Below are 25,909 nucleotides of genomic sequence, written 5' to 3'. Positions count from 1 at the left end.
GAGGTTTTCCACGTGGCAGAGGGTGCCAACACCACACAGGCCGCCTACGCGGCGGCCGGGGTCGACATCGCCGCCGGCGAGCGCGCGGTCGACCTGATGAAGCGGCACGTGGCGCGCACCCGCCGGCCCGAGCTCGTCACCGACGCCAGCGGCTTCGCCGGGCTGTTCCGCCTCGACACCGCCAAGTACCGGGCGCCCGTCCTGGCCACCTCCACCGACGGCGTGGGCACCAAGGTGCTGCTGGCCCAGCGCATGGACGTGCACGACACCATCGGCATCGACCTGGTCGGCATGGTGGTCGACGACCTCGTGGTCAGCGGCGCCGAGCCGCTGTTCATGACCGACTACATCGCCTGCGGGGCCGTGGTCCCCGAGCGCATCGCCGAGATCGTCGGCGGCATCGCCGAAGGCTGCGCCCAGGCCGGATGCGCGCTGATCGGCGGCGAGACCGCCGAGCACCCCGGCGCCATGCGCCCCGACGAGTACGACCTCGCCGGCGCAGGGACCGGGATCGTCGAGGCCGACCGCATCCTGGGGCCCGACCGCGTGCGCGAGGGCGACGCCGTCATCGCGATCGCGTCATCGGGGCTGCACTCCAACGGCTACTCGCTGGTGCGCCGCGTGGTGGACCAGGCCGGCCTGGAGTTCGACACCCGCGTCCCGGAGCTGGGCGCCGACCTCGGCGAAGTGCTGCTCACGCCCACCCGCGTCTACGCCAAGGACTGCCTCGCGCTGGCCGACGAGGTCGAGGTGCACGCCTTCGCGCACATCACCGGGGGCGGCCTGGCCGCCAACCTGGCGCGCTCGCTGCCCGAAGGCACCGGGGCGGTCCTGGACCGCCGCACCTGGACCCCCGCGCCGGTCTTCGGCTTCCTGGCCGGGCGCGGCGGCCTCAGCCGCGCCGACATGGAGGCCACGTTCAACATGGGCGTGGGCATGGCCGCGATCACCGCCGCCGACTCCGCCGACCGCGCCCTGGCCCTGCTCGCGCAGCGCGGCCTGGACGCCTGGGTCGCGGGGACGGTGACAGCAGGGGCGGAAGGGGTGCGGCTCGATGGCGAGCACCCGTGACAGCGGGGGCGGTTGGGCGCTGATGGGGGGAACCTACTCCCAGAACAGGCATAGCCGGTTCACCCCACGAGCGGGGGGTGAACCGGCTATGCGTGCCTGTGGATCAGCGGACCCGGTTATGCGGATGATGCGCGCCGCCGACGGCGCGAGGCGACGGATCAGCGATGCCGGTCCGGACGACCGGACTCTGGCTCCGCCGGAGCGTCGCCGCTGTTGGGATACTTGTTGTCGGCGAGATCCGCATAACGGTCGACCAGGTCGTCGTAAGGGTCTTCATAGGTGTCGTCCGACGGCTCCGTCGGCGACACGTCTTCCTCAGCGACACCCAGCTCTGCCCGCAGCCGCTCAAGGTCGGTACCGCCGGAGCTGTACTTCAGCCTCCGAGCGACCTTCTGCTGCTTGGCCTTGGCTCGGCCGCGCCCCATTGGCTCGACCCCCTCAACGATTGGGTTTGGAGAAACCCCAGATCACTAGCGAAACCGCAATACCGGGCTGACGGCCGTCACCGCACTGACGACAGGCGCCAGCTTACGTACGGATACAACCGTACCCGGTTTGGACCCGACCTGCCTACGCCGCCCATGCCTAACCGGTCGGTGTGCCCCTCGCCCGGGCGTGTCATGGCGCCGCGGCACGCGGCCGGGGTGGGTGCCGCACGCCGCAATATATGCCACGATGCGAGCGTGCTGCCCTACACCGCCTATCTCCGCGTTTACCAGCCCATTGCCGCGTTTTCCCTTCCGGAGCGCCGCTACTGGAGGGCCTACGCGGAGTCCGCGGACCGTCCGCGCCGGGTGCACGCCGTCGCGGCCGAGCACGCCGAGAGCCTGCGCCGGCTCGTCGCGACCCCGCCGATCCCCGCGCCCGAGCAGGAGAGCCGCGACGCCTATGTCCGCCGCATGGGCGGTGAGCTCTACATCTGCCCGTGGCAGACCCGGCTGCGGTCGTGGCTGGGGCTGCGCGACTTCCACGCCGCCACCCCCGCCGCCCTCGCACCGGTCTACCTGCCCGACTCCGTGGCCGACGCCGCCGAGCGCGAGTTCGAGGCGTGGCGCGACCGCGGGGAGCCGTTGCGCACCCAGATCCTCACCAGCACCTGGACCGTCCCGCTGCCCTGGTTCGCGCCCTTCGAGGCCAAGGAGCGGTGCCTCATCCTCGGTGTCACCGATCCGGCGGCCGACGACGCCGCGCGCGCCGACCACCCGGCGGGCGGCGCCGCGGCGGCGGGGCCGCCGGAGCAGGCGCCCACCCGCACCCTGCTGTACGTGACCGAGATGGCGCTCGCGCGCGAGCGGCTCGACCGCGCGATCCAGGTCCTCCAGGAGCACGTGGGCGAGAGCACGGCGCTGATCGCGGCCGAGCGCCTGGACGACTGGCTCTCCGGGGTCGCCCACCCCGATGCGCTGCTCGAACTGGACTACGGGGGCCTGGTCCACCTGCTCGGCGACGACCGGCTGCGCGAGGACGAGTCGGTGGCCGAGGTCGCCGCCGCGATCGCCGGCCTGGAGACCGGGCAGGAAGAGGTGGCCGTCGCCATGTACCGCCGGGTGACCCGGCGGTGGAAGGACGTCCAGGCGCTGGAGCACGCCAACTGAGGGTGGGGCCCGCGGTCCGGCCGGGGCCCGGGCAGGGGCGGCGGCCGGCCCGGCTGATCCGGGTGGCCCGGTGGGTCCCGATGTCGACCGAGTGTGACCGTTCTCTGGGGCCGAATGTGAAGCCCTGTCACGTTCTGCGGGTGTACGCCACGCCGGGCGCCAACCTGGTGTACCAGGTTTCTTCACGGGGGGCGCCGAATCCGTCGCACGTCAGAGCGGGATAGGTTTGGACGACCTTCACAGTTCGCATCAACTTTGTCGAAACTGGGCATACCAGTGCATAGACATCGACATAGACTGTGTTCGTGCCGTCACAGAGCGCACTCTGCGTAATCGAAACCCCATGCCCCGCCGCGGTTCCGCGCGAACGGGGCCAGCAGCCGACAAGATGGGACCGGCGACCTCGCGCGGCCGCCCCGCTTCGCGAAAGACCTGGCCATGGCGGTGACGACCGTCGCGGCACCGGGCTTCCGGACCCGTTTCAGCCCGATCCCCCGTAGCACTTTCGGCCCGCCGGATCGAGAAAAACAGGGCCGGAGAACGAAGTTTTGACCGAATACGCCACATGCCACTAAACGTGTCGCTAGAATCACTCAGCGTGACGCGCACCATGGGCGACTTTGCGACCTCCCATCCGACAAAGTCGCGTTAAGTGGTCGCGTAATCACCTCGGGTGATGCCAATATAGACCTAGAGGGCAATATTGGACATCCGGGCCAAGTGCCAGGATAAGGCTCAGGATCGGCACACAGATCCAGGAGGAGAGGCCGTACACATGTCAACTCGCACGCCCGAGGCGGAGCCCCTGTTGACCCCTGCCGAGGTTGCCACCATGTTCCGCGTGGACCCCAAGACCGTCACGCGCTGGGCGAAGGCGGGCAAGCTGACCTCGATCCGGACCCTGGGTGGCCACCGCCGCTACCGCGAGACCGAGGTCCGCGCTCTGCTGGCCGGTATCCCCAACCAGCGCTCGGAGTGATCTCCCCGGCACGTGCCGTATCCGGGGGGATAGACCGGGGGAAGTTCACAACCCCGTTCCATGAGGGCGGGTCGCCTGTGCCGGCGGCCCGCCCTCGGGCTGTACCCATCACACCCCGCGACCACACCGCCACAGGGCCGCGCCCACAGGGGCTGTTGCCTGCACCGACCCCTTACCCCGGCGTGACGGTCCCTTTGCACCGACAGGCCTGAACCCGGGACTCACCGCGGCGCCCTGCGCCCGAGCGCCCCCACCGGGCGGTGCCCGATCACAGCGACGGCGTCGCCGCCAGCAGCCGGGCGAGCACCGGGCCGCCCGATTCCAGGCCGTCCGCCCGCACGTCGTCGACCACCCGGCCGGCATCGAGGACCACCACCCGCCCGGCCATCCGGCGGGCCACCCGGAGATCGTGGGTGACCAGGACGAGGGCGCGGTCCCGGCCGGCCGAGGCGATCGCGTCGAGCACGCGCTCCTGAGCAGGGGCGTCGAGGCCGGCGGTGGGCTCGTCGGCCAGCAGCACATCGGGCTGCACGGCCAGAGCCCGGGCCACGGCCACCCTCTGCCGCTCCCCGCCCGAGAGCGTGGCGGGACGCCGGTCCGCCAGGTGAGCGGGCAGCCCCACGTGCTCCAATAGCCCGGCGACCGCCCCGCGGGGGTCGGCGGTCCCGCGCGGCAGCGCCTCGGCCACGACGTCGCCCGCCCGGTAGCGGGGGTCGAACGACGTCAGCGCGTCCTGGGGGATCCACCCGAAACGGCGCCTGACCGCTCTGCGCGCGCGTTCGGGCGCCGCCCACACGTCCACCCCGCCGACGATCAGCCGCCCCTCCTGCGGCCGGTCCAGGGCCGCCAGCACCCCGAGCAGCGTCGACTTCCCCGACCCGCTGGCGCCCACCACCGCCACCGACTCCCCGGCACCGATGTCGAGGTCCACCCCGCGCAACGCCTCGACCCACCGGCCCCGCCGCCCCAAAGTCCGGCCCACCCCGCGGCAGGCGACCACGGCGCTCACGACGCACCCCGCTCGGCCTGCGGGGCGGCTTCGAGGCGGCGGCGTCCCTCGTCGCACGCCTCTCCCCCGTCCCCGGGCCGGCCGAGGCCGCCTGCGGCGCGCACCAGTGCCGCGGTGAACGGGTGGGCGGGGGCGCCGAGGACCGCGTCCGCGGGCCCGTTCTCGACGATCCGGCCGCCGTCGAGCACCGCCACCCGGTCCGCCCAGCGCCCGGCGACCGCGAGGTCGTGCGTGATGAGCAGCAGCGCCCGGCCGGTGCCCGCGGTCCGGTCGCGGAGCAGGTCGAGCACCCGGGCCTGGGTCACGGGATCGAGGGCCGAGGTGACCTCGTCGGCGATCAGCAGCCGCGGGTCCAGCACGCACGCCAGTGCGAGCGCCACCCGTTGGGCCTGGCCGCCCGACAGCTCGAAGGGGCGGGCGGCCCATATCCGCTCGGGCCCGGCGATCCCGGCCTCGCTCAGCGCCGCGAGCCCGCGCCCGCGCCGCAGCGCCCGCGGGACCCCGTGGGCCGCGAGCGTCTCGCGCACGTGGGTGCCGACGGTCACCGTGGGGTTCAGGCTCGCCTGCGCCTCCTGGAAGACGTAGCCGATTCCGCTCCCGCGCAGCGTGCGCAGCCGATGCGCGGGCAGGCCGAGCAGGTCGTGGACGCCCGCGCCGGTGTCCAGCAGCGCGCTGCCCCGGGCGCGGGCGCCGTCGGGCAGCAGGCCGATCAGCGCCCGCGCGGTGAGGCTCTTCCCGCTGCCGCTGCGCCCGACCAGCGCGGTGACCTCCCCGGCGGCCAGCCGGAGGCCGAGCCCGGCGACGACGTCCCGCCCGCCGACCCGCACGCCGAGCCCGGCCACGTCGAGAACGGGCCCCGCGCGTTCCGGGCCGGTCACCGGTCCGCCCCCGATCCCCGAGCAGCCCGGGACACGGCACGCGGCATGACCGGAACCCGAGACCCGCGAGGGCCAGGACGTCCGGAGGCGGTCTCCTGGCCCGCAACCCCCCATCGCCGACCGGCCCGCAACGAGTCGCGCGGCATGACCGGAACCCGGGCGCCGTGAGCGCCGGAGGTCACCAGGTCCGCCCCTCGACCGGGCCGCGGCGGTCCAACCCGGCGGCGACGGCGTTGAGCGCGACGATGGTGGCCACGATCGCCGCCGCCGGGAACGCGACGGTGTACCACTGGCCGGTGAGCAGGTGGGCGCGCGCGTCGGTGAGCAGGTTGCCCCAGCTGGGCCGGTTGACCGGGATGCCGACGCCGAGGAAGCTCAGCGTCGACTCCGTCAGGATCGCGTGGCCGGCCTCGAACGCCGCGATGGCCGCGATCGGCGGCAGGGCGTTGGGCACCAGGTGGCGCACGAACACGCGGGTGCGCGAGAGGCCGAGCGAGGTGGCGGCGCGCACGAAGGGGCGCTCTCGGAGCGCGGCGACCTCGGCGCGGGCGACCAGCGCGACCGGCATCCAGGCGGTGATGGCGATGGCCCCCACGACGGTGGCCACCGAGGGCCCCGCGACAGCGGCGAGGGTGAGCGCCATCAGCACCATCGGCAGCGCCAAGAGCGCGTCGGCGGTCCGGGTGATGAGCGCGTCCAGCCAGCGCGGCCCGACTGCCGCCACCGCCCCGAGCGCCGTCCCGGCCGCCACCGTGAGGGCCGCGGCCCCGAGCCCGACCAGCAAGGACAGCCGCGCACCGTGCAGCATCCGGGAGAAGAGGTCACGCCCAAGGGAATCGGTGCCCAGCACGTGCCCCGGCGACCCCGGCGGCAACGAGATCGCTGCGGTGTCGGTGGCCACCGGATCGTACGGCGCCAGCCAAGGCGCCCCCAGGGCCGCCGCCCCCATGACGACGAGCACCCCACCCGCGATGGCCGCTCCGCGGGCCCCGCGATCCGGAAGGTCAGGGGGACCACCCGCGGCATCGCCCGGTCGCCCCCACCGGAGCCGCCGGAGAGAAGGCACCCTACTGCGAATCATTCGCATCTGCGTAGCTTAAGCTCCGCCCCTTCGCACCGGCAGCCCCGCCCTCGGCCAGAGCGAGCCCCGGCCACGGGGGTGCGCTGCTGGGCTGCGCGGTGGGTTCGGTGGGATCGCCTACTGTGGACGGGCGGGGGCGCGGGGTGCAGGGCCGTTGCGTGGGCTCGGACCGCGCGGCCCGTGGAGTGTCGCCGGGGCCGGGTGGCGGGCGGCGGCGATGGCGGCGGCCACGGCGGGCGGCGCTCCGCTGCGGGCCCGGTGGAGGGGCCGAGCGAGGGACGAGGGGGAGACGACGCGGTGAGCGCCCATTCGGGGCCCGCCGGGTTCCAGGCGGTGCGGGAGACCAACCTCGGGGTGGTGCTGCGCGCCGTGCGCGAGCTCGCCCCGTGCTCGCGTGCAGCAGTGGCCGCCGCGACCGGGCTCAACAAGTCCACCGTCTCCAGCCTGGTCGCCGACCTCATCGCCCGGCGGCTGGTGCGCGAGACCGGCGAGGGGGCCGCCGAGCGCCGGGTGGGCCGCCCCGGGGTCATGCTCGCGCTGGACGACCGCGCGATCGCCGCCGTCGGGGTGGAGGTCAACGTCGACTACCTGGCGGTGGCGGCCGTCGACCTGGTCGAGCGGGAGCTGCTGCGCACCCACGTCCCCTTCGACGCGCGCGCGGCCGGGCCCGACGCCTGCGCCCGCCGCATCGCCGACACGCTCACGACCGTCCTCGACACCCCTGAGCTGCGCGGCCGCACGGTCATCGGCGCCGGCACGGCCGTCCCCGGGCTCGTCGACGCGCCGAGCGGCACCGTCATCCGCGCCCCCAACCTGGGCTGGCGCGACGTCCCGCTGCGCGACCGCCTCACCGCACTGCTGGCCGAGGCGGGCGCCGTACCGATGCCGGTCCTCGTCGACAACGACGCCAACCTCGGCGCCGTCGCCGAGTACCGGAGCGGCCACCTGCGCGGGACCCCCGACCTCGTGTACATCACCGGGGAGGTCGGCATCGGCGCGGGCGTGCTGATGGGCGGCGCCCCGGTGCGGGGCGCGACCGGCTTCGCCGGGGAGATCGGCCACATCCGTGTGGTCGCCGACGGCCCGGAGTGCGCGTGCGGGCGCCGGGGCTGCCTGGAGGCGGTGGCCGGGCTCGGCGCCGTTCTGCGCGGCGCCGTCCCGGACCTGGTGCCGTCCGGCCCGCTGTCGGGTGCCGCCATCGGTGAGCTGGTGGCGGCCGCCGCCGGCCGCGCCGAGGCGGACGACCCCGTCGCGGTGGCGGCCCTGGAGGACGCGGGCACCCACCTTGGGCGCGGGGCGGCGGTCCTGGTCAACATCGTGGCGCCCCGCGCGGTGGTGCTGGGCGGCCACTTCGTCCCGCTGTCCCCCTGGCTGCTGCCGGCCTGCCGTGCGGCGCTGGCCGAGGACGCGTTCGCCGCAGAGTCGGGCGGCTGCCGGGTGGAGGCCTCCGAGCTGGGCCTCGGCGCCGCGGCCCTCGGCGCCGCGACGGCCCTGGTCGACGCCCTCGACAGCGGCCGCCTCCCCCTCCCCGCCCCGGCCCCGGAACCCGCCCGCACCTGACCGAGGCCGGGAACGGGTCGGGGGAGTCGCCGATTCCGAGCACGCGGCGCTCATGAGAACTGTCGCAAGCAGACCCTAAGGTGCGGGGGCAGGTAGGCCCGGTGTTGCGGCGCCGGCGATGGCGATGCGGGGGGTTCCGCTCGATGGCCACATACGTACTGATCCCGGGTGCCGGGTGCGATCCCTGGTACTGGCATCCGGTCGCCGACGACCTGAGGGGGCGCGGGCACGAGGTCGTCGCCGTCGACCTGCCGTGTGAGGACCCTGCTGCCGGGCTCGCCGAATACACCGACACCGTCGTCGACGCCATCGGGGACCGGACGGACCTGGTCGTGGTGGCCCACTCCCTCGGCGGATTCACCGCCCCGCTGGTGTGCGCGCGGATACCGGTCGACCTTCTGGTGCTGCTGGAGGCCATGATCCCCAAGCCCGGGGAGACCCTGGCCGACTGGTGGGCGGCCACCGGCCAGGCGCAGGCCCGCCGCGAACAGGCCGAGCGCGACGGCCGCACGGTCGGCGACCTCTGGGACGACTTCCTGCACGACGTCCCGCCCGACCTCGCCGCCGGGTTGCGCGAGCGCGACCGCGAGCAGTCGGACGGTCCCTCCCACCAGCCGTGGCCGCTCGATGCCTGGCCGGACGTGCCCACCCGGGTCCTGATCGGTAGCGACGACCGGCTCTTCCCGGCCGGGTTCATGCGCCGGGTGGCGCGCGAGCGCCTGGGCATCACCCCCGACGAGATCCCCGCGGGGCACATGCCCATGCTCTCCCGCCCTGCCGAGCTGGCCGAACGGCTGGAGTCCTACCGCACCGCCCTTTCCGGAGAGTGACCCCGAGCCCCGTCCCCGCCGGGCCCGCCCTCCCCGGTCAGACCGCGCGGGTGAAGCCGAGCGTGGCGACAGCGATGTCCGGGCCCTCGAAGACGAGGTGGAGGTCGCGGGTTCCCCGCGCGCCGGTGAGGGCGGTCTCGACCTCGGTGAACGTGTAGCGGTCGGCCTCGGGCGGGACCGTGCAGGAGCCGGCGACCGGCCCACTGATCGGGTCGTCCAGGCGCAGCACGACCGTGCCGCCCGCCAGGGCGTTGACCGCCAGCCGGCAGGCCGCCGCGCCGTCGCCGAAGTCGACGTCGCGGAACGCCGCCCACGCCGCGGGTTCGACGGAGCGCACCGCCTCGCCCCGCTCCCGCCCCGAGGGGCACAGCACCACGCCGTGGTACTCGTCGTGCGCGGTCGCCCGCCAGGGCGCGGCCGTGAACGGGTCGCGCGGCGGGATGGGCTCCCCCGGAACATCGAGCGGGGCGCATACCCGGATGTCCTTGGCCGAGCGCCCGATCTGGACCTTGCGCGGGGCGTCCTCCACCACGAACCGGTCGCGCGCGACGTCGTAGGTGGCGAGGTCGGCGACGTCAAAGGCGATCTCGACCGTGCGGCTCTCCCCCGGCTCCAGGCGGACGCGGCCGAACCCGCGCAGCCGGCGCAGCGGCTGCTTCACCCGCGACCGCCGCTGCCGCGTGTAGCACTGCACGACCTCCTCGGCCGGCCGCTCCCCGGTGTTGGTGACGGTGACGTGCACCGTGACCCGTCCCTCGGCCACGTCCACCCGCGGGTCGCGATAGTCCACCGTGCCGTAGCCCAGCCCGTGGCCGAAGGGGTAGAGCGGCGTCCCCAGGTAGTACAGGTAGGTGGCGTCGACGGCGATGATGTCGTAGTCGAGCAGGTCGGGCAGGTCGGTGACCGACCGGTACCAGGTCTGGGTGAGCCGGCCGGCGGGCTCGGCGTCGCCGAAGAGGACGTCGGCCAGCGCATTGCCGTACTCCTGGCCGCCGTGTGCGGACCAGACGATCGCGCCGACGTGCTCGTCGGCCCAGGTGATGCCGAACGGGTAGCCGCTGGTGAGCACGAGCACGGTCGCGGGGTTGGCGGCGTGCACCGCGCGCAGCACCGCCTCTTGGGCGGCGGGCAGGTCCAGGTCGCGGCGGTCCTCGGTCTCGCGGCCGTTGACCAGCGGGTGGTCGCCCGCGACCACCACCGCGACGTCGGCGTCGGCGGCGAGGGCCGCCGCCTCGGCGGCGCCGTCGCGCAGCACGTCGACGGTGAAGGCCGCGGCGGCGTCGGCATCGGCGGTCAGCCGCAGCACGGCGTCGTCGGCGACGGTGACGTAGTGCCCGGTGGCGATGTGGAACAGCACGACCGAGCCGTCGGGCCGCTCCTGGAAGCGGAAGGTCTGGCGGACCTCCCAGCCGTTGGGGCCGGGCGCGTCGTTGACGAGGGTGCCGTCGTCGCTCTCCGAGACGTAGCGGCCGTCGGCGGCGGCGCGCAGCGCGTAGGCGCTGCCGCCCCAGTCGAAGAGGTCGAAGGCCGCCGAGGCGGCGGCGGGCCCGGTGCCCGGCGCTGCCGCCAGGCGCAGCGGGCCGCCGTCGTCGCCCGCTGTCACGTGGCCGCCGCCGCTGCGCAGGGCGATGCGGTCGACGCCCTCGCAGAACACGGTCTCGGTGCGCGCGGCGATGCCGTCGCGGGCGGTGACGGCGTAGGGCAGCGTCCCGCTGTACCAATCCTCCTGGACGTCGTCGGCGAGCTGGCCGATGACGGCGACCCGCCGCGGGGCGCACAGTGGGAGCAGGCCGTCGTTCTTCAGCAGGACGATCGAGCGGCGCGCCGCCTCGCGGGCCAGCTCCCGGTGGGCCGCGCTGTTCACGGTGTCCTCATAGGAGCCGATCCCGGCGTAGGGGGGTTCGGGGTCGAACTCGCCCAGGCGGAAGCGGAGGCCGAGGATGTGGCGGACGGCGTCGTCGACCACGGCGGGGTCGGCCAGGCCCTCGTCGAGGGCGCGGCGCAGGTGGCCCAGGGTGGGGCCGGGCCGGTCGTCGTCCTGGGTGAAGCTGTCGACCCCGGCCCGCAGCGCGTGGGCGTAGGCGTGGGCGAGGTCGTCGTGGTAGCCCTGCTCGTTGACGAGGTTGGCGGGCGCGTAGGCGTCGCTGACCACCAGGATGTCGCCGGGGGCGGCGGCGCGCAGGACGTCGTTGATGAGCGGGCTGAGGTGGGCGGGGCGGCCGTTGACCAGGTTGTAGGAGGGCATGATCGCCACGGCGGCACCGGAGCGCAGGGCGGGCAGGTGGGCGGGGAGCTCGTACTCGTGCAGCACGCGCGGCGGCAGGTTGCTGGAGGTGGTGCAGCGCCCGGTCTCGTTGTTGTAGCCGAGGAAGTGCTTGAGGGTGGGTGCGGTCTTCAGCCACCGGGGGTCGTCGCCGGCCAGGCCGCGCGCGTACGCGGTGGCCAGCACGCCGGTGAGCCAGGGGTCCTCGGAGTAACCCTCTTCGTTGCGGCCCCAGCGGGGGTCGCGCAGGGGGTTGACCACGGGCGCCCACACATTGCGGCCGGCCCCTGAGGGGTCCTTCGCGTGGAAGGCCAGGACCTCGTCGGCGGTGGCCGCCCCCACCCGCCGCACCAGGCCGGGGTCCCAGGTGCTGGCGAGCCCGATGGCCTGGGGGAACACCGTGGCCGGGCCGAGCCAGGCCAGGCCGTGCAGCGCCTCGGTGCCGGTGCGGAACGCGCCGATGCCCAGGCGCTCGACCGGCGCCTGGTACTGGTGGAGCAGGCCGATCCGCTCGTCGAGGGTGAGCCGGGCGAGCAGGTCGGCCACGCGCTCGTTCAGCGGGCGGCCGGGGTCGCGGAAGGGGGCGTCCGCGGGTGCGTTCATCGGGCTGTCCCGTCTGTCGCGGTGGGCACGGGGGGTTGGAGCGCGGGGCGCCCGGCTACGGGGGCCGCGCGTGAGGGGTCGAGCGGGGCGCGGCCGCCGCGGATCCGTGCGGGGGTGTGCGGGTCGCCGGGCAGCCGGCCGGTCTCCACGGCGTCGAGGATGCGTGCGGTGGCGCCCAGAGCGGGGGCGTCCAGGCCCAGGGTGGAGGCGACGACGCGGCAGCCGCCGTGCTCGGCGGCGATCGCGCGGTCGCGGAGTTCGGCGGCGACGGCGGGCAGCAGCCAGGGGGCCAGCTCGGCGTAGTGGCCGCCGAGGACCACGATCCGCGGGTCGAGCACGTTGGCCAGGATCGCGATGCCCGCCCCGAGGTCGCGGCCGGCGCCGGTGAGCGCATCGAGGGTCGCGGGATCGCCCGCGCGGGCGCGGGCGGTGATCTCGTCGATGAGCGGTTCCATCTCGGCGATCGGTGGCCGGCCGCCGATGTCGGGGGTCTGGGGGTCGGCGGCGGCGCGGCGGATGACGGCGGCGATCCCGGCGACGGCCTCCATGCAGCCGCGGCGCCCGCAGTGGCAGGCGGGGCCGCCGGGGTCCACCGGGATGTGCCCGATCTCCCCGCTGTAGCCCGCGCTGCCGGCGCGCAGCGCGCCGTCGATGACCAGGCCGGCGCCCAGGGCGCCGCCGCCGGTGAGGTAGACGAGGTCGGCGGTGCCGGCGTGCTGGCCGTAGCGGTGTTCGGCGAGCACGCCGAAGTCGGCGTCGTTGCCGGTCTCCACGTGCAGGCCGGGCAGGCGCAGCGCCGCGGCGAGGTCGGCGGCGAAGTCGGCGTCGCGCCAGTCGCGGGCGGCGGTGGTGGTGGGGTCGGGGGAGACGCCGGGGCCGGTGGGCTGGGGGCCGAGGGTGCCGGGCAGGGCGACGGCCAGCCCCAGGACCCGGCGGCCGTCGCGTTCGGCGCGGGCGACGACGCGGCGGGTGAGGGAGGCGACGGCGGTGAGGGCGCGGGCGGGCGAGCCGGTGGCGCCGGGCAGGGCGCGCCGCCACGACAGCACGGTGCGCCCGGCGATGTCGACGGCGACGGCGGAGAGGTAGTCGGCGCTGACCTCGATGCCGATGGCGGCGTAGGAGGCGCCGTCGAGGGTGAGCAGGACGGCGGGGCGCCCGACCCTGTTGCCGGCCGTGCCGACCTCGCGCAGCAGCCGGCGTTTGAGGAGTTCGGATACGAGGCTGGAGACGGTCGTCTTGTTGAGTCCGGTGGCCGCGGCGATGTCGGCCCGCGAGCAGGGGGCCAGTTCGCGCACGCAGCGCAGGACCACGGCGAGGTTGGTGCTGCGGACGTCGGCCGCGTCCACACGATGTGGATCCCTGGAGGGTGTGATCACTGTCCGTCCCGCTCCCGTGGGTATCCGGCCACCCCTGGAGGCCGGATCTTGTGGGGTAGGTCACCGTCGAGTAATTTGTTTGTCTAGACCGCAAACTAATTCTAGGCGATGCGAACGCGACTTTCCTACCCCCCACGGACCCCCTGTCCGAGTTCAGCGAAGGACGTGCCATGCCCCCTCATCCCCGACCCCGCATGACGCTCGACCGCCGCCGCTTCCTCGGCCTCGCCGGGGCCGGAACCGCCGCCGCGTTCTCCGGCGGCCTGCTCTCGGCCTGCGCGCCCAACGGACCGCGACCGGGGGCGGGCTCGGCGGCCGGCGCGGACCGGCTGAACGGCCTCATCCCCACCTTCATCCCCTTCGACGGGCCCGCCCCCGACCTGCCCGGAACCGACGGCGCCCCCGACGCCTTCACCTCCTACCCCCGGGCGGTCGACGCGATCACCGCTCCCCCGGGCTCGGGCGGCTCCTACACCGCCATGCCCCCGCTGTGGGGGCCGGTACCGCCGGGGCTGGGCGACAACTCCCACTACGACCTGGTCAACCGGGAGCTCGGCGCCACCGTCGAGTTCAACTTCCAGGACGGCAACACGATCATCGACAAGATGAACGCGGTCATCGCCGGCGGCGACGTCGCCGACATCACGATGGTCCCCGACTGGCTCATCAACCTGATCCCGCAGTTCAACCGGGCCGCCGGCGAGCTGTTCGAGGACCTCACCCCGTTCCTGGCCGGCGACGCGGTCGAGCCCTACCCGATGCTCGCCAACCTCAGCAGCGACGCCTGGAAGTGGGGCATCTTCGACGAGCACCTGTACGGGGTGCCCCTGCCCGCCAGCCCCTTCGCCGAATGGTTCCTGTACCGGGCGGACCTGTTCGAGGAGCTGGACCTGCCCCTGCCCACCTCCCCCGAGGAGTTCTTCGAGCTGGGCGAGGAGATCAATGACCCCGACGGCAACCGGTGGGCCTTCGGTGACTTCTACCGCGTGATGCGCCAGGTGTTCGGGGCGCCGCGCGAATGGCGCTACACCGGGGGCGAACTGGTCCACCAGGTCGAGACCCCCGAGTTCGCGGCCAGCGTGGAGTTCCTGCGCCGCGTCTACGACGCCGGCCTGGTCCACCCCGACATCGCCGGGGGCGGCACCAACAACAAGGAGCTGCTGAACTCCGGGCGGATCCTCGTCGACCAGGACGCCACCAGCGCCATCATCGAGGCCTACCAGGGCGTCCTGCCCGACAACCCCGACTTCCGCCTGGCGCTGCTTCCTGTCTTCGGCAGCGACGGCGACGACCCGGACATGCACCGCAACACCCCCGCCGAGCACTGCGTCTTCGTCCGCAAGGGGTTCGAGCCCGAGCAGGTCGAGGAGGTGTTGCAGATCCTCAACTACTGCGCCGCCCCGTTCGGCACCGAGGAGTACCTGACCTACCGCTTCGGCGCCGAGGGCGAGCACTTCGAGTACGTCGACGGCGCCCCGCAGCTCACCGAGCTGGGCCGGCAGGAGGTCGGCAACGGCTACCTGTTCCTGAGCGGGCGCCCCTCCCCCATCGTGGAGAGCCAGTACCCCGACTACGTCGAGCCGCGCAGCCAGTGGTTCAACGACGCCATCCGGTACTCCGGCGACGACCCCTTCGAGGGCATCCGCATCCAGCGGCCCAACAACTACAGCAGCGTCGAGACCCCCACCACCGACAAGGTCATGGACATCATCCGCGGCCGCCGCGAGGTGCGCGAGCTGGAGGACGTCATCGCCGAATGGCGGCGCGACGGCGGCGACGAAGGGCGCGAGTTCTACCAGCAGGTCCTCCAGGACCACGGCCGTGATTGACCCCCGGACCGGCGACGCCCCGCAGGCGCCCTCCCCAGCGGGCCGCACGGGCCCCGGCCCCGCCTCCGCGAGCGACACCCCGCGTCCCCGTCGCGGCGCCCGCCCGCGGACCTCCCCCCGCCCCGGCCGGCGCGCACGCGTCCCCCTGCTCGCCCGCCTCCGGCGCGACTGGCAGCTGCTGCTGATGGCGGTCCCGGCGCTCGGCCTGCTCGCGGTCTTCCACTACACGCCCACGGCCGGCAACATCATCGCCTTCCAGGACTACAACGTCTACGACGGCATCCTGGGCAGCCCCTGGGTCGGGTTCACCAACTTCTACTGGCTGTTCACCGACTCCTCGTTCTGGCACGCCGTGGGCAACACGGTGCTGATCACCACCTTCCAGCTGGTGTTCTACTTCCCGATCCCGATCGGGCTGGCGATCCTGCTGGACAGCGTCATGTCACCGCGGCTGCGGCTGCTGCTCCAGAGCATCGTCTACCTGCCGCACTTCTTCTCCTGGGTCCTCGTGGTCACCCTGTTCCAGCAGATCATCGGCGGGGCCGGGCTGATCTCGCAGCTGCTGCGGCAGAACGGCTACGAGGCGCTGGACGTCATGAGCAACCCCGACGTGTTCCTGCTCGTGGTGACCTCGCAGGTGGTGTGGAAGGACGCCGGCTGGGGGACGATCATCTTCCTCGCCGCGCTGGCCGCGATCAACCAGAACCTCTACGAGGCCGCGGCCGTCGACGGCGCGAGCCGGTGGCGGCGGATGTGGCACATCACCCTGCCCGCGCTGCGCCCCGTGATCGTGCTGCTGCTCATCATGCGGCTCGGCGACGCGCTCAACGTCGGCTTCGAACAGTTCTTCCTGCAACGCGACGCGTTCGGCGCCAACGCCGCCGAAGTCCTCGACACGTTCATCTACCACCGGACGCTGACCACCGCCGCCTACAGCTACGGTGCCGCGGCCGGGCTGGTGAAGGGCGTGATCGGGCTGCTGCTCATCCTGGTGGCCAACAAGGTCGCCCACCGCCTGGGCGAGGACGGGATCTACCGACGCTCATGACCACCACGCATCCGCGCCCCGTGTGGGCCGAACCCCCCGGCGTTGCCGGCCGCGCCGGCAAGAACCTGGCACTCGCCGCGATCGCGGCGGTCGTGGCCCTGCCCATCTACGTCGTCGTCCTCACCAGCCTGTCGCCCGCATCAGCGGTCAACGACGCCGGCGGGCTGGTGCTCGTCCCGCAGGGGATCTCCTTCGCCGCCTACACCGAGCTGTTCGCCGGCGGGGTGGTCACCCGCGCCGTCCTGGTCAGCCTCGGCGTCACCGCCGCGGGCACCCTGGTCAGCCTGTCGGCCACGGTGCTGGCGGCCTACGGGCTGTCGCGGCCGGCGTCTCTGTGGCACCGGCCGCTGCTGTTCACCGTCCTGCTGACCTTCCTGTTCACCCCGGGCATGATCCCGCAGTACCTGCTGGTCGGCTCGCTGGGGCTGATCGACTCCTACTGGGCGCTGATCCTGCCGACCGCGGTCAGCGCGTTCAACCTGGTCGTCATGCGGGCGTTCTTCATGAACATCCCCGCCGAGATCGGCGACAGCGCGCGGGTCGACGGGGCGAGCGAATGGCGGATCCTCACCCGGCTGGTGCTGCCGATGTCCAAGGGCGTCACGGCGGTGATCGGGCTGTTCTACGCGGTCGGCTACTGGAACGCCTTCTTCAACGCCATCCTCTACATCAACGACAACCGCATGTGGCCGCTCCAGCTCATCCTGCGCCAGTACGTCCAGCAGGGCGGCTCGCTGACCAGCGCGTCGGTGGTGGACACCTCCGCCAGCACCGTACTGCCGCCCAACCTCGCCATCCAGATGGCGATCGTGGTGGTGGCGCTGGTGCCGGTCACCGTCATCTACCCGCTGGTGCAGCGGCACTTCACCAAGGGAGTCATCATCGGCGCGGTCAAGGGCTGACCCGCTCCGCACCCTCGCCCGGACGGACGGCGGGCCGGGAACGCCGGGCGTTCCCGGCCCGCCGTCTTTGTGCGGTGCGCGCCCAGGCGGGGGATGGCCGTGGGGCACCCGGGCGTGCACTCCTGCGCGGACGGCGGCGGTCAGGCGGGGTCGCCGTAGACGATGCCGCGTCCGTTGGTGCTGACGTAGACCCGGCCGTAGACGTCGGGGTCGCCGGTGATGGCGGCGCCCGTCCACGCCCACTGGTGCTGATCGTCGTTGATCCTGGTCCACGTGGCGCCGGCGTCGTCGGAGCGGAAGATGCCGCGCACCCCGTCGATCATCGAACTGGTGTAGACGGCGGGGTGGTCGGCCCCGGGCGCCGGGGCGCCGAACCCGACCGAGCCGCCCTCGTCGACCTCCTCCACCGGCGTGAACGTCGCTCCCGCGTCGGTCGAGCGCCACATGCCGGAGCCGTCGCCGGAGCCCGCGAGCCACACGCCGCCCTCCTGGCCGGGGACGGCGGCGAAGCGCACGTCGCCCTGGGCGGGCAGGCCGGCGGCCGCCGACTCGGTGAAGGTCGCTCCGCCGTCGGTGCTGGTGTAGAACGCGCCGCCGGAGAAGGCGTAGAAGACCTGCGGGTTCACGCGGTCGGCCTCCACCCGGGCACCGGCCGGGACGCCGGAGGAGGCGGTCCAGGACGAGCCGGAGTCCGTGGAGACGTGCACGCCCGCGCCGTCCGGGCTCCACACGACGCGGGAGCCGTCGGCGCCCATGGCGACCGTCCCGGGGCCGGTCACCCCGCCCGGCTCCTGGCCGGCCCGCCACGTATCGCCGCCGTCGGACGACAGGCCGATGCGGGCGACCCCCTCGTCGCCGCTGCCGGCCCGGACGACCCGCTCCGGCGCCAGCTCGGCGAAGTCCAGGGAGTTCGTGCTGCCGTGGGTGGGCTGGGTGTACATGAGGTCGGGGGCGGCGGCGAGGTCGTCGTGGCGGAACCCGCCGACGTCGCCCAGCGCCGACAGCAAGGGGGCGCCATCGGGCGGGGCGGCGAGGTCGAGCACCGCGGTCTCCTCGATGCCGCGGGCCTTGACCTCGATGGTGAAGGTCTCGTCGCGGTCCCAGGCGGTGAGGTCGTCGGTGCCGTAGAGGGTGGCGCCGGTGCCGTACAGCATCCGGTCGGAGTCGAAGGGGTCGATCTCCAGCGCCTGGGTCATCCAGCCGAGCTTGGGGGTCATCTCCGGGGGCTCCGGGTCCGTGCCGAAGGTCAGCCACGGGGACGCGGAGATGTCCATCTCGTAGCGGTTGGCGCGCTCGGGGTAGTTCGTGTACTCCCACGCCTGGGTCCAGGTGGCGCCGCCGTCGGTGGTGCGGAAGATCTGGATGTCGGGCCACCAGGAGATCTGCGTGGCCACCATGAGGGTGCCGGGGTTCTGGCGGTCGATGGCCAGGCCGCCGTAGCCGTAGTGGCTGTCCTCCGACTCCGAGGGGACGGGGCTGATGCGGGTCCACTCGTCGGTGGCGGTGTCCAGGCGCCAGACGTCGCCTTCGGCGCCGTCGTAGGGGCCGCCGGTGTCGCTGGTGGAGATGTAGAGGTGGCCGTTCTCGTGGTCGAGCACGCCCTCGATGGCCAGGTGCCCGGTGGGCTGGCCCGGCACGCGCTCCCAGGTCTCGCCGGCGTCGGTGCTGCGGTAGACGGTGTTCTCCTTGTCGGCGACCCCGACGTAGATGTCCTGGGTGCGCTGCCCGGCGCCGCCGCTGGCGGGGTCGAACGCCACCCAGGTCACGCCGAGGTTGTCGCTGAGGTAGCCGGAGGTGTCGGAGGGGTCCTGCACATAGTTGCCCGCGTTGGGGAAGGCGGTGACCTCGGCCCAGGTGGCGCCGTAGTCGGTGCTGCGCCACAGGCCCTCGCCGCTGGGGGCGCCGAGGTAGAGGACGCTGTTGTCGTTGGGGTCGATGGACAGCCGCTCGATGCCGCGGCCGGGCATGTTGCCGCCGATCTTGAACGGCAGCTCGGTGGTCTCCCAGGTCTCGCCGCGGTCCGCGGAGCGCAGGACGGCGCCGTTGTTGGGGTCCCAGTCGTTGGTGTAGGTGCCGACGGCGGCGTAGACGCGGTCGGGGTCGACGGCGTCGGTGGCAAGGGCGGCGACGCCGGAGTAGCCCCAGTCGTCCCAGCCGACCCAGTCGAGCAGCGGGACCCACTCCTCGGCGGCGGGGTCCCACCGGTAGGCGCCGCCGATGTCGGTGCGGGCGTAGATGAGGTCGGGCTCGGACTCGTTGAAGACGACGCCGGGGATGAAGCCGCCGCCGACCACTTCGACGTTGTCCCAGGTGTAGGCGTCCTCCGCGGCGGCCGGAGCCGACGAGACGGAGACGAGCGAGGCGGCCAACGCGACAGCTGCGGCGGCAGCGACCGTGACGCCTGGGGGGCACCGCCGGGCCGGGCGATGGGGATCAGCGGGGGATGGCGGGGGTGCCGGTGTCACATCAGACTCCTTGGGGGGAATGCTGCTGCTAACGGCCTCGTGATTTAGTTTGGACACACAACCAACAAAACGTCAACCGCCAATCCGCCCACCAGCGGACATGACAACGGCCTCCACCGAGGGGGCGGAGGCCGGGGAGGACGAGGGGACTACAGGGAGTCGATATCAGCCAGCAGGGCGCGCCACTCAGACGAAGGGAACGCCAGGTGACCGTGCGCCGGGTACTGCGTGTCACGGACTTGTACACCCTCGCGGAAATCGACGCGTGCTTCGACGCAGTCCGATCCCGCGTTGCTGTAGCTGGACTTACTCCACTGAGAATCCATGACATGCCTCTCTGATCAAGCCAAGGGTATCCGCAGGCGATAGGGCCCACCCTTGTAGCAGTCCGAACACTGACACGAAGCGCTGGATCTCCCGGGGTGGATGGTCGATCAGCTCGCCACCGCTAGCGGACTCAACGAAGACCGTCGGCATCCTGTCTACGAACGAGATGAGGGAGAAGCTGCCGGTGGACAAACTGATGTGCGTTGGTACACCCCGGGGGATGACGTACATGGTGACCTTGCCTGATTCTTGCAGATCCACCAGGTGGCGCAGTTGAGCGGATGCCGTCTTGGGGGATCCGACGCAGTCTCTGATGACCATCTCCGGTACCAACGCGGTCAATCGCGGGTCACCACCGGATAGCGCCCGCTCAGCTCGCTTGGCCTTCAACTCAAGCAAGGCGTTGATGTCGGCATCGCTGTCCAGAGGGCGACCGTAGTTGAGGACTTCGCGGGTGTACTCCGGAGCCTGCAAAGGCCCCGGGATAAGCGTCGGGTTGTGCAGACGGATCTCTACGGCCGCGGCCTCGGCGTCTTCAACTCGCCGGTACCAGTCTGGGTCGGCGACCTTTCGGTTCACGTCTGACCAGCGCCGCATCAACGATCCGTTTGTACAAAGGACCCGATCGAGTTCGCCCACCGTATCCCTTTTGGGCGCCCGGGTGGCTCTTTCGATCTTGCTTAGCATGCCGATCGAGATGTTCATCCTCGATGATACGTCGCTGAGCGAAAGCCCAGCTTGCGAGCGCAGTCGGCGAACTTCACGACCGAACTTCGTCCAATCCGGCAGCTCTTTTTCAGGCATGGTACTTGGTTCTACCAGACACCTCCATTCTTTTCCATGCCTTCCCAGATAGATCCCAAAGCCGGTCAATCGCTGGAGTTCACCGTTTCCCGTGGTGGACGCTGAGCATCAAGGCGCCCCGCGACGGATCGGACCCGCCCGGGGCATGGACACCAGCTAAAACCCAAGGAGCTGATGACAATGAACCAGTCTATCTCCAGGAACCGAAGCACCCGAATTCGTCCGTATCTGTTCCGTTTCGGGTGGCTCGCCGCTGTGCAGGGGTGGTGAGAATGGTGACCTATTCCCGCCGCTTCCCGGGCTGGGCCGAGCAGGTGCGCGAGGCCCGCATCTGGACCGAAGACCTCCTCACCACCCACGACGGGTTCTCGATCCCCGAGGACACCATCGCCTCCGCCGTGCTGCTGGTCTCGGAGGCCGTGACCAACGCCGTCCGCTACACCGCCAGCGGCCGCGGCGGCACCTTCACCGTCTGGCTGTACTTCCGCCAGGGCACCATCACCATCGAGGTCGACGACGAGGGCCGTCCCGCCGGCGGGACACTGCCCTTCCAGCGCCCCATCACCCCCATGGCGCAGCACGGCAGAGGAATCACCCTCATCGACTACCTGGCCGACACCTGGGACGCGCTCCCCCACCCCCGCACCGGTGTCACCTTCACCCTCACCTGGTCCACTAAGGACACCCGAGCGGCCTGACGACGCCCGGCCATGACCCGCGGCCCTGCCTCCGGAGGGGGAGGCAGGGCCGCGCCGCTCGTTGAAATTCACTGGCTGGACACGGTGCTCCTGCATATCGTGATCTGTCCACAACCGGACCCGCACACACCCTCTCACCATGGAATGTCCACCCTGGGTGCTACGGTCGTGACAACGAATCATCTCCCCAGATGCCCGTATCCCCCCACTTGAGGAAGCCCGTCCTGTGTCCACCGCCGCCATGCCGACCGAGCTCAAGACCGTCCGGGTCCTCTTGTTCGTGATCAGCGGCATCGGGCTGTCGTTGTTCGCGGTGGCCATCGTCCGCACCGCCGACCAGGCGACGCTGCTGATCGCCTACGTCGCCTACGTCCTCCAAGCCGTCCTCACCCTCATCCTGGGCTTCCTGCTCGCCCCGGGCCGCGCCTGGCTCATCTACGCCGTCCCGGCCTACGCGGCGGTGGCCATGCTGGCGACCCTGACCACGATCCTCGGCGGGGACTTCGGCGCCCTGACCCAGCTGATCCTGCCCGCGCTGATCTGCTACCTGACCCTGCGCCCCGGATCCCGCGCCTACCTGCGCGGCTGACCCCGACCCGGCCCGCCTTTGCGGGTCACCCCCACACGCTGATCCCCCGCCCCGTTTCCCTCCCCCCAGGTGATGCCTCCGTGTTGCGCAGGATTCACGACCCCGAGCGCGGTGCCGGCTTCGTCGAGTACGGCGCGGTCATCCTGCTCGTGGCCGCGATCGCCGCGGTCGTGCTGACCGCCGGTATCCCCGGCCGCGTCAACGGCCTCATCGAGGGCGCCCTCGACTCCGTCAGCGCCGAAGGCGACGACGGAGTCGAGGCAGCCGGCGAAGGGGACGAAGAAGCGGCCGAGGGCGTCCAGGACACCGGTCCCGATCCCGGGTCGGAGGACACCGGCTTCACCCCGGCGTTCAACAACGGCGATGGACTCGGCGTCACCCCGGCGGGGTTCACCAGCGCCCTGCCCGGTGGCAGCATGCCCGACCTCGACTTCACCCAGGGCCTGCGCGACCTCGCCGACGAGGCCGCCGGTATCGGCTCGCGCGCCGGGGACGTGGTGGTGCAGCGCGGCGAGGACGCCGTCAACGGCGCCGTCGACCTGTTCACCACCCCGGTCAATGAGACCGCCGCCAACATGGTGAACGGAATCGCCGCCGACATCCAGGAGGATGTGGCCCAGTCCTGGGCGACCCACGGCGAGGCCTGGAACAACGGTGACTGGCTGGGAGCCGGAGCCGGCCTCGCCTGGGACGCGGCCACCTACGCCTACCTCGACGCCCCCGGCGCGCAGTCGCTGCCCGCGCTGCTGGCCAACGACGACCGCCGCGAGCAGTACGCCGACGGACAGTGGACCGAGGCCATCACCGAATCCTTCCTGGACGTCGGGCTGTCGGCGATGCCCGGCATCAAGATCCCCCTGCCCCGCGGCCTGCCCGACATCCCCAACGTCCGCACCGACCCCGACGCTCCCAACCTCGCCGACGGCCCACCCCAACGCCCCGACACCGACACCGACAGGGATGGGAACAACCAGGACCGCGATGAGGACAACGACCGGGATGGCACCGCCTGCCCCACGGGCAACAGCTTCGTGCCCGGGACCGGGGTGTTGCTGGCCGATGGCACGAGCGTGCCCATCGAGGACGTCGTCGTGGGCGACGAGGTCCTGGCCTTCGACCCCCTGACCGGTGAGGAGGGCCCGCGCGAGGTCACCGACACCATCACCGGAGACGGCCTCAAGACCCTGGTCACCCTCACCATCGACTCAGGCGACGGCACGACCGACACCATCACCGCCACCGACGAACACCCCTTCTGGGCGCCAAAGGCGGCCGAGTGGGTCGACGCCATCGACCTGCAACCAGGAACCTGGCTCCGCACCTCCACCGGCACCTGGGCCCAGATCACCTCAGTCGAGGTCGACACGACCAGGGACCAGCGGGTCCACAACCTCACCATCGCCAACGTACGCACCTACTATGTGCTCGCAGGAGCCCGGTCGCTCCTGGTTCACAACTCCAACGCATCATGCCAAGTCGGTCCTGACACCCTCCAGCAGACGTTCGCGTCGGCGAACACAGAAGCCAAGCTAGAGCACGTGATCGACCCTGAAAAGCACGGATTTGGAAACCTGGTCGAAGCAGCAGGAGGGAGGTCTGAGGCGATGAGGATGATTGTCAACAGCCTCGGGGATGCCGCTGATCTACCCCAGTCAGGAAGGTTCGAGGTCTCCCGAATCATAGAAGGCGAGCAGGTCACCATTCGAGGAGCCATGGTAAACGGAGTCCCCCGAATTGGCACGGCATTCATCCCGTCCGCATTTCCAGAAAGAGGAAATTAAGGCATCCAGAATAATGACAAGAGAAACGATCCCTCTCGACAATCACAAGAGGACAGTACTCAAGCACCTCACCTCCGCCCAATTCCAAGGCGCCAAGGAGCTCCACGACCAGGCTTCGCTGGCTCGTATGTCGAGGACGTGGGGGCGGGACTCAGCAAGCTTTGATGTCTACATCCCTCCGGGATCCACTCCAGCAGAATTGGCCAATGGACCCGCACCAATCGAAGCTCTTGTGTATGATTCCAGTGGCGAGTACTTAGGCGAACTTATCCTTTGGATTTCAGACGGAAAGATTTCGGGGCTCGAATATGCCTGGGTCACCGATGAGCCTCCCACCGAGCTTCCGTCCGTCAATGAAATAAGCGTCAGGACGAAGCAGGAGGACTAAGCCGTCGCCCAATCCCCCTCCACAGTTCACAACGGCCGGATGCTTCAGATCCACCCGTGCTCAGCCGCGATACGTGCGGCCTCGTGGCGGTTGGCGGCGTCGAGTTTGGCGATGGCGGCCGCGAGGTGGTTGCGGACGGTCCCCCGGGACAGTGAGACGCGGCGGGCGATCTCCTCGACCGGGGCGCCGTCGCGGGCCAACGCGAGGATGTCGCTCTCGCGTGGGCTGAGCGGGGAGTCGCCCGCGCTGATAGCCTCGGCCGCGAGTTCGGGGTCGACGTAGCGTCCGCCGGCCGCGACGTCGCGTACGACCTGGGCGAAGGTGCGCGAGGACACGGTCTTGGGCAGGAAGCCCCGCACCCCCGCGGCCAGTGCCGACTTCAGGTAGCCGGGCCGGCCGTGGGAGGTCACGATGATGCAGCGGCACTCCGGCAGCTCCACCGCGAGGCGGCGGGCCACCTCGATGCCGTCGGGCCCGGGCAGCTGGAGGTCGAGCAGGGCCACGTCGGGACGGACCCGCAGCGCCGTGGCCAGCGCCTCGTCGCCGGAAGCCGCCCGGCCCACGACCTCCAAGCCGTCCTCCAGGTCGAGCAGCCCGGCGATGGCGTCGCGGATGAGGTGTTCGTCGTCGGCGACGAGGATGCGGGTCATGCGGGGGCTTCCTTCGGGAACGGGATGGTGGCGTCGAGCAGGAACCAGGTGCCGTCGCGGCGCACGGCCAGGCGCCCGCCGAGTGCGCCGATCCGCTCCGACATCGAGCGCAGCCCCGTCCCGGCGTCGGCGGCACGTCCGTCCGCGGCGGCGGCCTGCGCGGATCCGGCCCCGTCGTTGGCGACGGTGAGGAGCACCCCTCCGTCCTCCTTGGCGGTCGCGATGGTGACCTGGGTGGCCGCCGAGTGGCGCAGCACATTGGTGACGCCCTCGCGCACGACCCACGCCAGGGCCTGCGCGCACTCCTCGGGCACGGGGTCACCGGCCACGGTACAGCGGATCCCGGCGGAGGCCAGCAGCGACCGCGCGCCCGCCACCTCCCCCTCCCAGGTCGTGCGCAACTCGCCCCGCACCACGCGGCGGACCTCCGTCCCGGCCTCCTCGGCCAGCCGCCGGACCCCGGCGATCTCCTCGCCTGCCTGCTCGGCGCGCCCCCGCTCGACGAGCTCGGACGCCAGCGAACTCTTGACCGCCATGGTGGCCAGGGTCCGGCCGAACACATCGTGCAGGTCGCGCGCGATACGCAGGCGCTCGTTGGCGAGCGCGAGCGCGGCCCGGTCGGCGTGCGCCGCCTGCAACTCCAGCAGCACCCGCAGCAGCCACACGCTCGACCAGCACACCCACAGAACACTGCTGGTCACGGCCGCCCCGACCAGCAGGAGCGCGATGTCGGCGATGCCCACGAGCGGGACGATGAGGACGACGACCGCCGCGTTGAGCAGCAGCGTGCGGCGCGCGTCCAGGACGGGCACGAAGCTCGCGGCCACCGAACCGATCGCCGCCGCGACCGTGATGCCCATCGTGGACAGGGGGATCAGGAAGGCCACGCCGACCAGGGCCACGAGCGCCACCGCCCACACCACGACCACGCCGGCGGGCAGCCGCCGAGGGCGCCCGACGACGGTGTCGATACAGCGTTTGGTGACGAAGATGTTCCCGGCGGTCAGGGCGAGGGACAGCACGGCCGCCGCGACCCACAGGGCGAGGTCGGCTCCGGCGAGCCGATCGGCCCACCGCACGGTCCCGAGCACGTTGCCCGCGGGGACCGAGACGGCGAGGTAGGCGGACCCGCGCACGTAGGCCTCGAACCTGCGTGCGCCGACCAGCGGCGCATCGTTCATGC

Annotated in this window: 22 protein-coding genes; 11 read left to right on the top strand and 11 right to left on the bottom strand. The window is 72.2% G+C overall.

Translation table 11 applies throughout. The annotated features are described in order from the left end of the window. Window positions 1-12 precede the first annotated feature (12 nt). Window positions 13-1,071, top strand: coding sequence for a phosphoribosylformylglycinamidine cyclo-ligase (gene purM / locus ACFOVU_RS21000; protein ID WP_378536228.1), 1,059 nt, complete (start codon window positions 13-15; stop codon window positions 1,069-1,071). 158 nt (window positions 1,072-1,229) lie between these two features. Here the strand turns inward: purM and ACFOVU_RS20995 are convergent, their stop codons facing one another. Continuing rightward, on the bottom strand, window positions 1,230-1,496 hold the full coding sequence (locus tag ACFOVU_RS20995) for a DUF3073 domain-containing protein (RefSeq protein ID WP_378536227.1): 267 nt from the start codon (window positions 1,494-1,496) through the stop codon (window positions 1,230-1,232). A 258-nt stretch (window positions 1,497-1,754) separates the two neighbouring features. On the opposite strand from ACFOVU_RS20995, the gene ACFOVU_RS20990 reads away from it, so the two are divergent. Both ACFOVU_RS20990 and bldC read left to right on the top strand, forming a co-directional pair. Continuing rightward, window positions 1,755-2,666 carry a hypothetical protein gene (locus ACFOVU_RS20990; protein ID WP_378536225.1) on the top strand — a complete coding sequence of 304 codons (912 nt, stop codon included), beginning with the start codon at window positions 1,755-1,757 and terminating at the stop codon, window positions 2,664-2,666. Between the two features lie 775 nt (window positions 2,667-3,441). Beyond that, window positions 3,442-3,645 (top strand): developmental transcriptional regulator BldC, encoded by a 204-nt coding sequence (gene bldC, locus ACFOVU_RS20985; RefSeq protein WP_017621302.1) that lies wholly within the window; start codon window positions 3,442-3,444, stop codon window positions 3,643-3,645. 268 nt (window positions 3,646-3,913) lie between these two features. Here the strand turns inward: bldC and ACFOVU_RS20980 are convergent, their stop codons facing one another. The 3 genes from ACFOVU_RS20980 to ACFOVU_RS20970 all read right to left on the bottom strand — a co-directional run bounded on the left by ACFOVU_RS20980 (window position 3,914) and on the right by ACFOVU_RS20970 (window position 6,505). Beyond that, window positions 3,914-4,654: an ABC transporter ATP-binding protein gene (locus tag ACFOVU_RS20980; protein ID WP_378536223.1), complete on the bottom strand. Its 741-nt coding sequence runs from the start codon at window positions 4,652-4,654 to the stop codon at window positions 3,914-3,916. Continuing rightward, window positions 4,651-5,532: an ATP-binding cassette domain-containing protein gene (locus ACFOVU_RS20975; protein WP_378536220.1), complete on the bottom strand. Its 882-nt coding sequence runs from the start codon at window positions 5,530-5,532 to the stop codon at window positions 4,651-4,653. Before ACFOVU_RS20975 ends, ACFOVU_RS20980 begins: the two co-directional genes overlap by 4 nt. Before the next feature lie 178 nt (window positions 5,533-5,710). Continuing rightward, window positions 5,711-6,505 (bottom strand): ABC transporter permease, encoded by a 795-nt coding sequence (locus tag ACFOVU_RS20970; RefSeq protein WP_378536478.1) that lies wholly within the window; start codon window positions 6,503-6,505, stop codon window positions 5,711-5,713. A gap of 405 nt (window positions 6,506-6,910) precedes the next feature. Here ACFOVU_RS20970 and ACFOVU_RS20965 point away from each other — a divergent pair, with 405 nt between their 5' ends. Further along, a complete protein-coding gene (locus tag ACFOVU_RS20965; protein WP_378536219.1) occupies window positions 6,911-8,173 on the top strand; it encodes an ROK family protein in 1,263 nt (420 codons plus the stop codon). Between the two features lie 143 nt (window positions 8,174-8,316). Beyond that, window positions 8,317-9,003 (top strand): alpha/beta fold hydrolase, encoded by a 687-nt coding sequence (locus ACFOVU_RS20960; RefSeq protein WP_378536217.1) that lies wholly within the window; start codon window positions 8,317-8,319, stop codon window positions 9,001-9,003. Between the two features lie 37 nt (window positions 9,004-9,040). On the opposite strand, the gene ACFOVU_RS20955 is transcribed toward ACFOVU_RS20960, so the two are convergent. Further along, entirely contained in the window at window positions 9,041-11,869 is a 2,829-nt protein-coding gene (locus ACFOVU_RS20955; RefSeq protein WP_378536215.1) for a glycoside hydrolase family 3 C-terminal domain-containing protein, read from the bottom strand. Beyond that, a complete protein-coding gene (locus ACFOVU_RS20950; RefSeq protein WP_378536213.1) occupies window positions 11,866-13,215 on the bottom strand; it encodes an ROK family transcriptional regulator in 1,350 nt (449 codons plus the stop codon). Before ACFOVU_RS20950 ends, ACFOVU_RS20955 begins: the two co-directional genes overlap by 4 nt. Before the next feature lie 200 nt (window positions 13,216-13,415). Here ACFOVU_RS20950 and ACFOVU_RS20945 point away from each other — a divergent pair, with 200 nt between their 5' ends. Genes ACFOVU_RS20945 through ACFOVU_RS20935 form a run of 3 tightly spaced genes read left to right on the top strand, consistent with a single transcriptional unit; the run spans window position 13,416 to window position 17,024 of the window. Continuing rightward, window positions 13,416-15,074 (top strand): extracellular solute-binding protein, encoded by a 1,659-nt coding sequence (locus tag ACFOVU_RS20945; RefSeq protein ID WP_378536211.1) that lies wholly within the window; start codon window positions 13,416-13,418, stop codon window positions 15,072-15,074. Next, window positions 15,070-16,122, top strand: coding sequence for an ABC transporter permease (locus ACFOVU_RS20940; protein WP_378536476.1), 1,053 nt, complete (start codon window positions 15,070-15,072; stop codon window positions 16,120-16,122). Before ACFOVU_RS20945 ends, ACFOVU_RS20940 begins: the two co-directional genes overlap by 5 nt. Further along, entirely contained in the window at window positions 16,119-17,024 is a 906-nt protein-coding gene (locus ACFOVU_RS20935) for a carbohydrate ABC transporter permease (protein WP_378536209.1), read from the top strand. Before ACFOVU_RS20940 ends, ACFOVU_RS20935 begins: the two co-directional genes overlap by 4 nt. 140 nt (window positions 17,025-17,164) lie before the next feature. Here ACFOVU_RS20935 and ACFOVU_RS20930 read toward each other — a convergent pair whose 3' ends face one another. From ACFOVU_RS20930 to ACFOVU_RS20920, 3 genes are all read right to left on the bottom strand, one after another. Beyond that, the gene (locus ACFOVU_RS20930) at window positions 17,165-19,393 is read right to left on the bottom strand and encodes a WD40/YVTN/BNR-like repeat-containing protein (protein WP_378536208.1); all 2,229 of its coding nucleotides are present in this window, start codon (window positions 19,391-19,393) and stop codon (window positions 17,165-17,167) included. 245 nt (window positions 19,394-19,638) lie between these two features. Then, complete coding sequence (locus ACFOVU_RS20925; RefSeq protein WP_378536207.1) at window positions 19,639-19,815, bottom strand: DUF397 domain-containing protein; 177 nt, start codon at window positions 19,813-19,815, stop codon at window positions 19,639-19,641. Beyond that, window positions 19,796-20,620, bottom strand: a complete 825-nt coding sequence (locus ACFOVU_RS20920) for a helix-turn-helix domain-containing protein (RefSeq protein ID WP_378536206.1) — start codon at window positions 20,618-20,620, stop codon at window positions 19,796-19,798. The genes ACFOVU_RS20925 and ACFOVU_RS20920 overlap by 20 nt, the downstream gene beginning before the upstream one ends. Before the next feature lie 272 nt (window positions 20,621-20,892). Here ACFOVU_RS20920 and ACFOVU_RS20915 point away from each other — a divergent pair, with 272 nt between their 5' ends. The 3 genes from ACFOVU_RS20915 to ACFOVU_RS20905 all read left to right on the top strand — a co-directional run bounded on the left by ACFOVU_RS20915 (window position 20,893) and on the right by ACFOVU_RS20905 (window position 23,688). Next, window positions 20,893-21,318, top strand: coding sequence for an ATP-binding protein (locus ACFOVU_RS20915; RefSeq protein WP_378536205.1), 426 nt, complete (start codon window positions 20,893-20,895; stop codon window positions 21,316-21,318). A 226-nt stretch (window positions 21,319-21,544) separates the two neighbouring features. Next, window positions 21,545-21,907, top strand: coding sequence for a hypothetical protein (locus ACFOVU_RS20910; protein ID WP_378536204.1), 363 nt, complete (start codon window positions 21,545-21,547; stop codon window positions 21,905-21,907). Window positions 21,908-21,987: 80 nt separating this feature from the next. After that, window positions 21,988-23,688 (top strand): polymorphic toxin-type HINT domain-containing protein, encoded by a 1,701-nt coding sequence (locus ACFOVU_RS20905; protein ID WP_378536203.1) that lies wholly within the window; start codon window positions 21,988-21,990, stop codon window positions 23,686-23,688. Between the two features lie 432 nt (window positions 23,689-24,120). On the opposite strand, the gene ACFOVU_RS20900 is transcribed toward ACFOVU_RS20905, so the two are convergent. Both ACFOVU_RS20900 and ACFOVU_RS20895 read right to left on the bottom strand, forming a co-directional pair. Further along, entirely contained in the window at window positions 24,121-24,726 is a 606-nt protein-coding gene (locus ACFOVU_RS20900; RefSeq protein WP_378536202.1) for a response regulator, read from the bottom strand. Further along, window positions 24,723-25,907 (bottom strand): sensor histidine kinase, encoded by a 1,185-nt coding sequence (locus tag ACFOVU_RS20895; protein ID WP_378536201.1) that lies wholly within the window; start codon window positions 25,905-25,907, stop codon window positions 24,723-24,725. Before ACFOVU_RS20895 ends, ACFOVU_RS20900 begins: the two co-directional genes overlap by 4 nt. Window positions 25,908-25,909: the final 2 nt, after the last annotated feature.

The sequence above is a fragment of the Nocardiopsis sediminis genome (assembly GCF_042650565.1).
In the GTDB taxonomy this organism is placed as follows: Bacteria; Actinomycetota; Actinomycetes; order Streptosporangiales; family Streptosporangiaceae; genus Nocardiopsis_B; species Nocardiopsis_B sediminis.
Note: the sequence above shows the minus strand (reverse complement) of the source record. Positions and strands in the feature narration are given on the sequence as shown.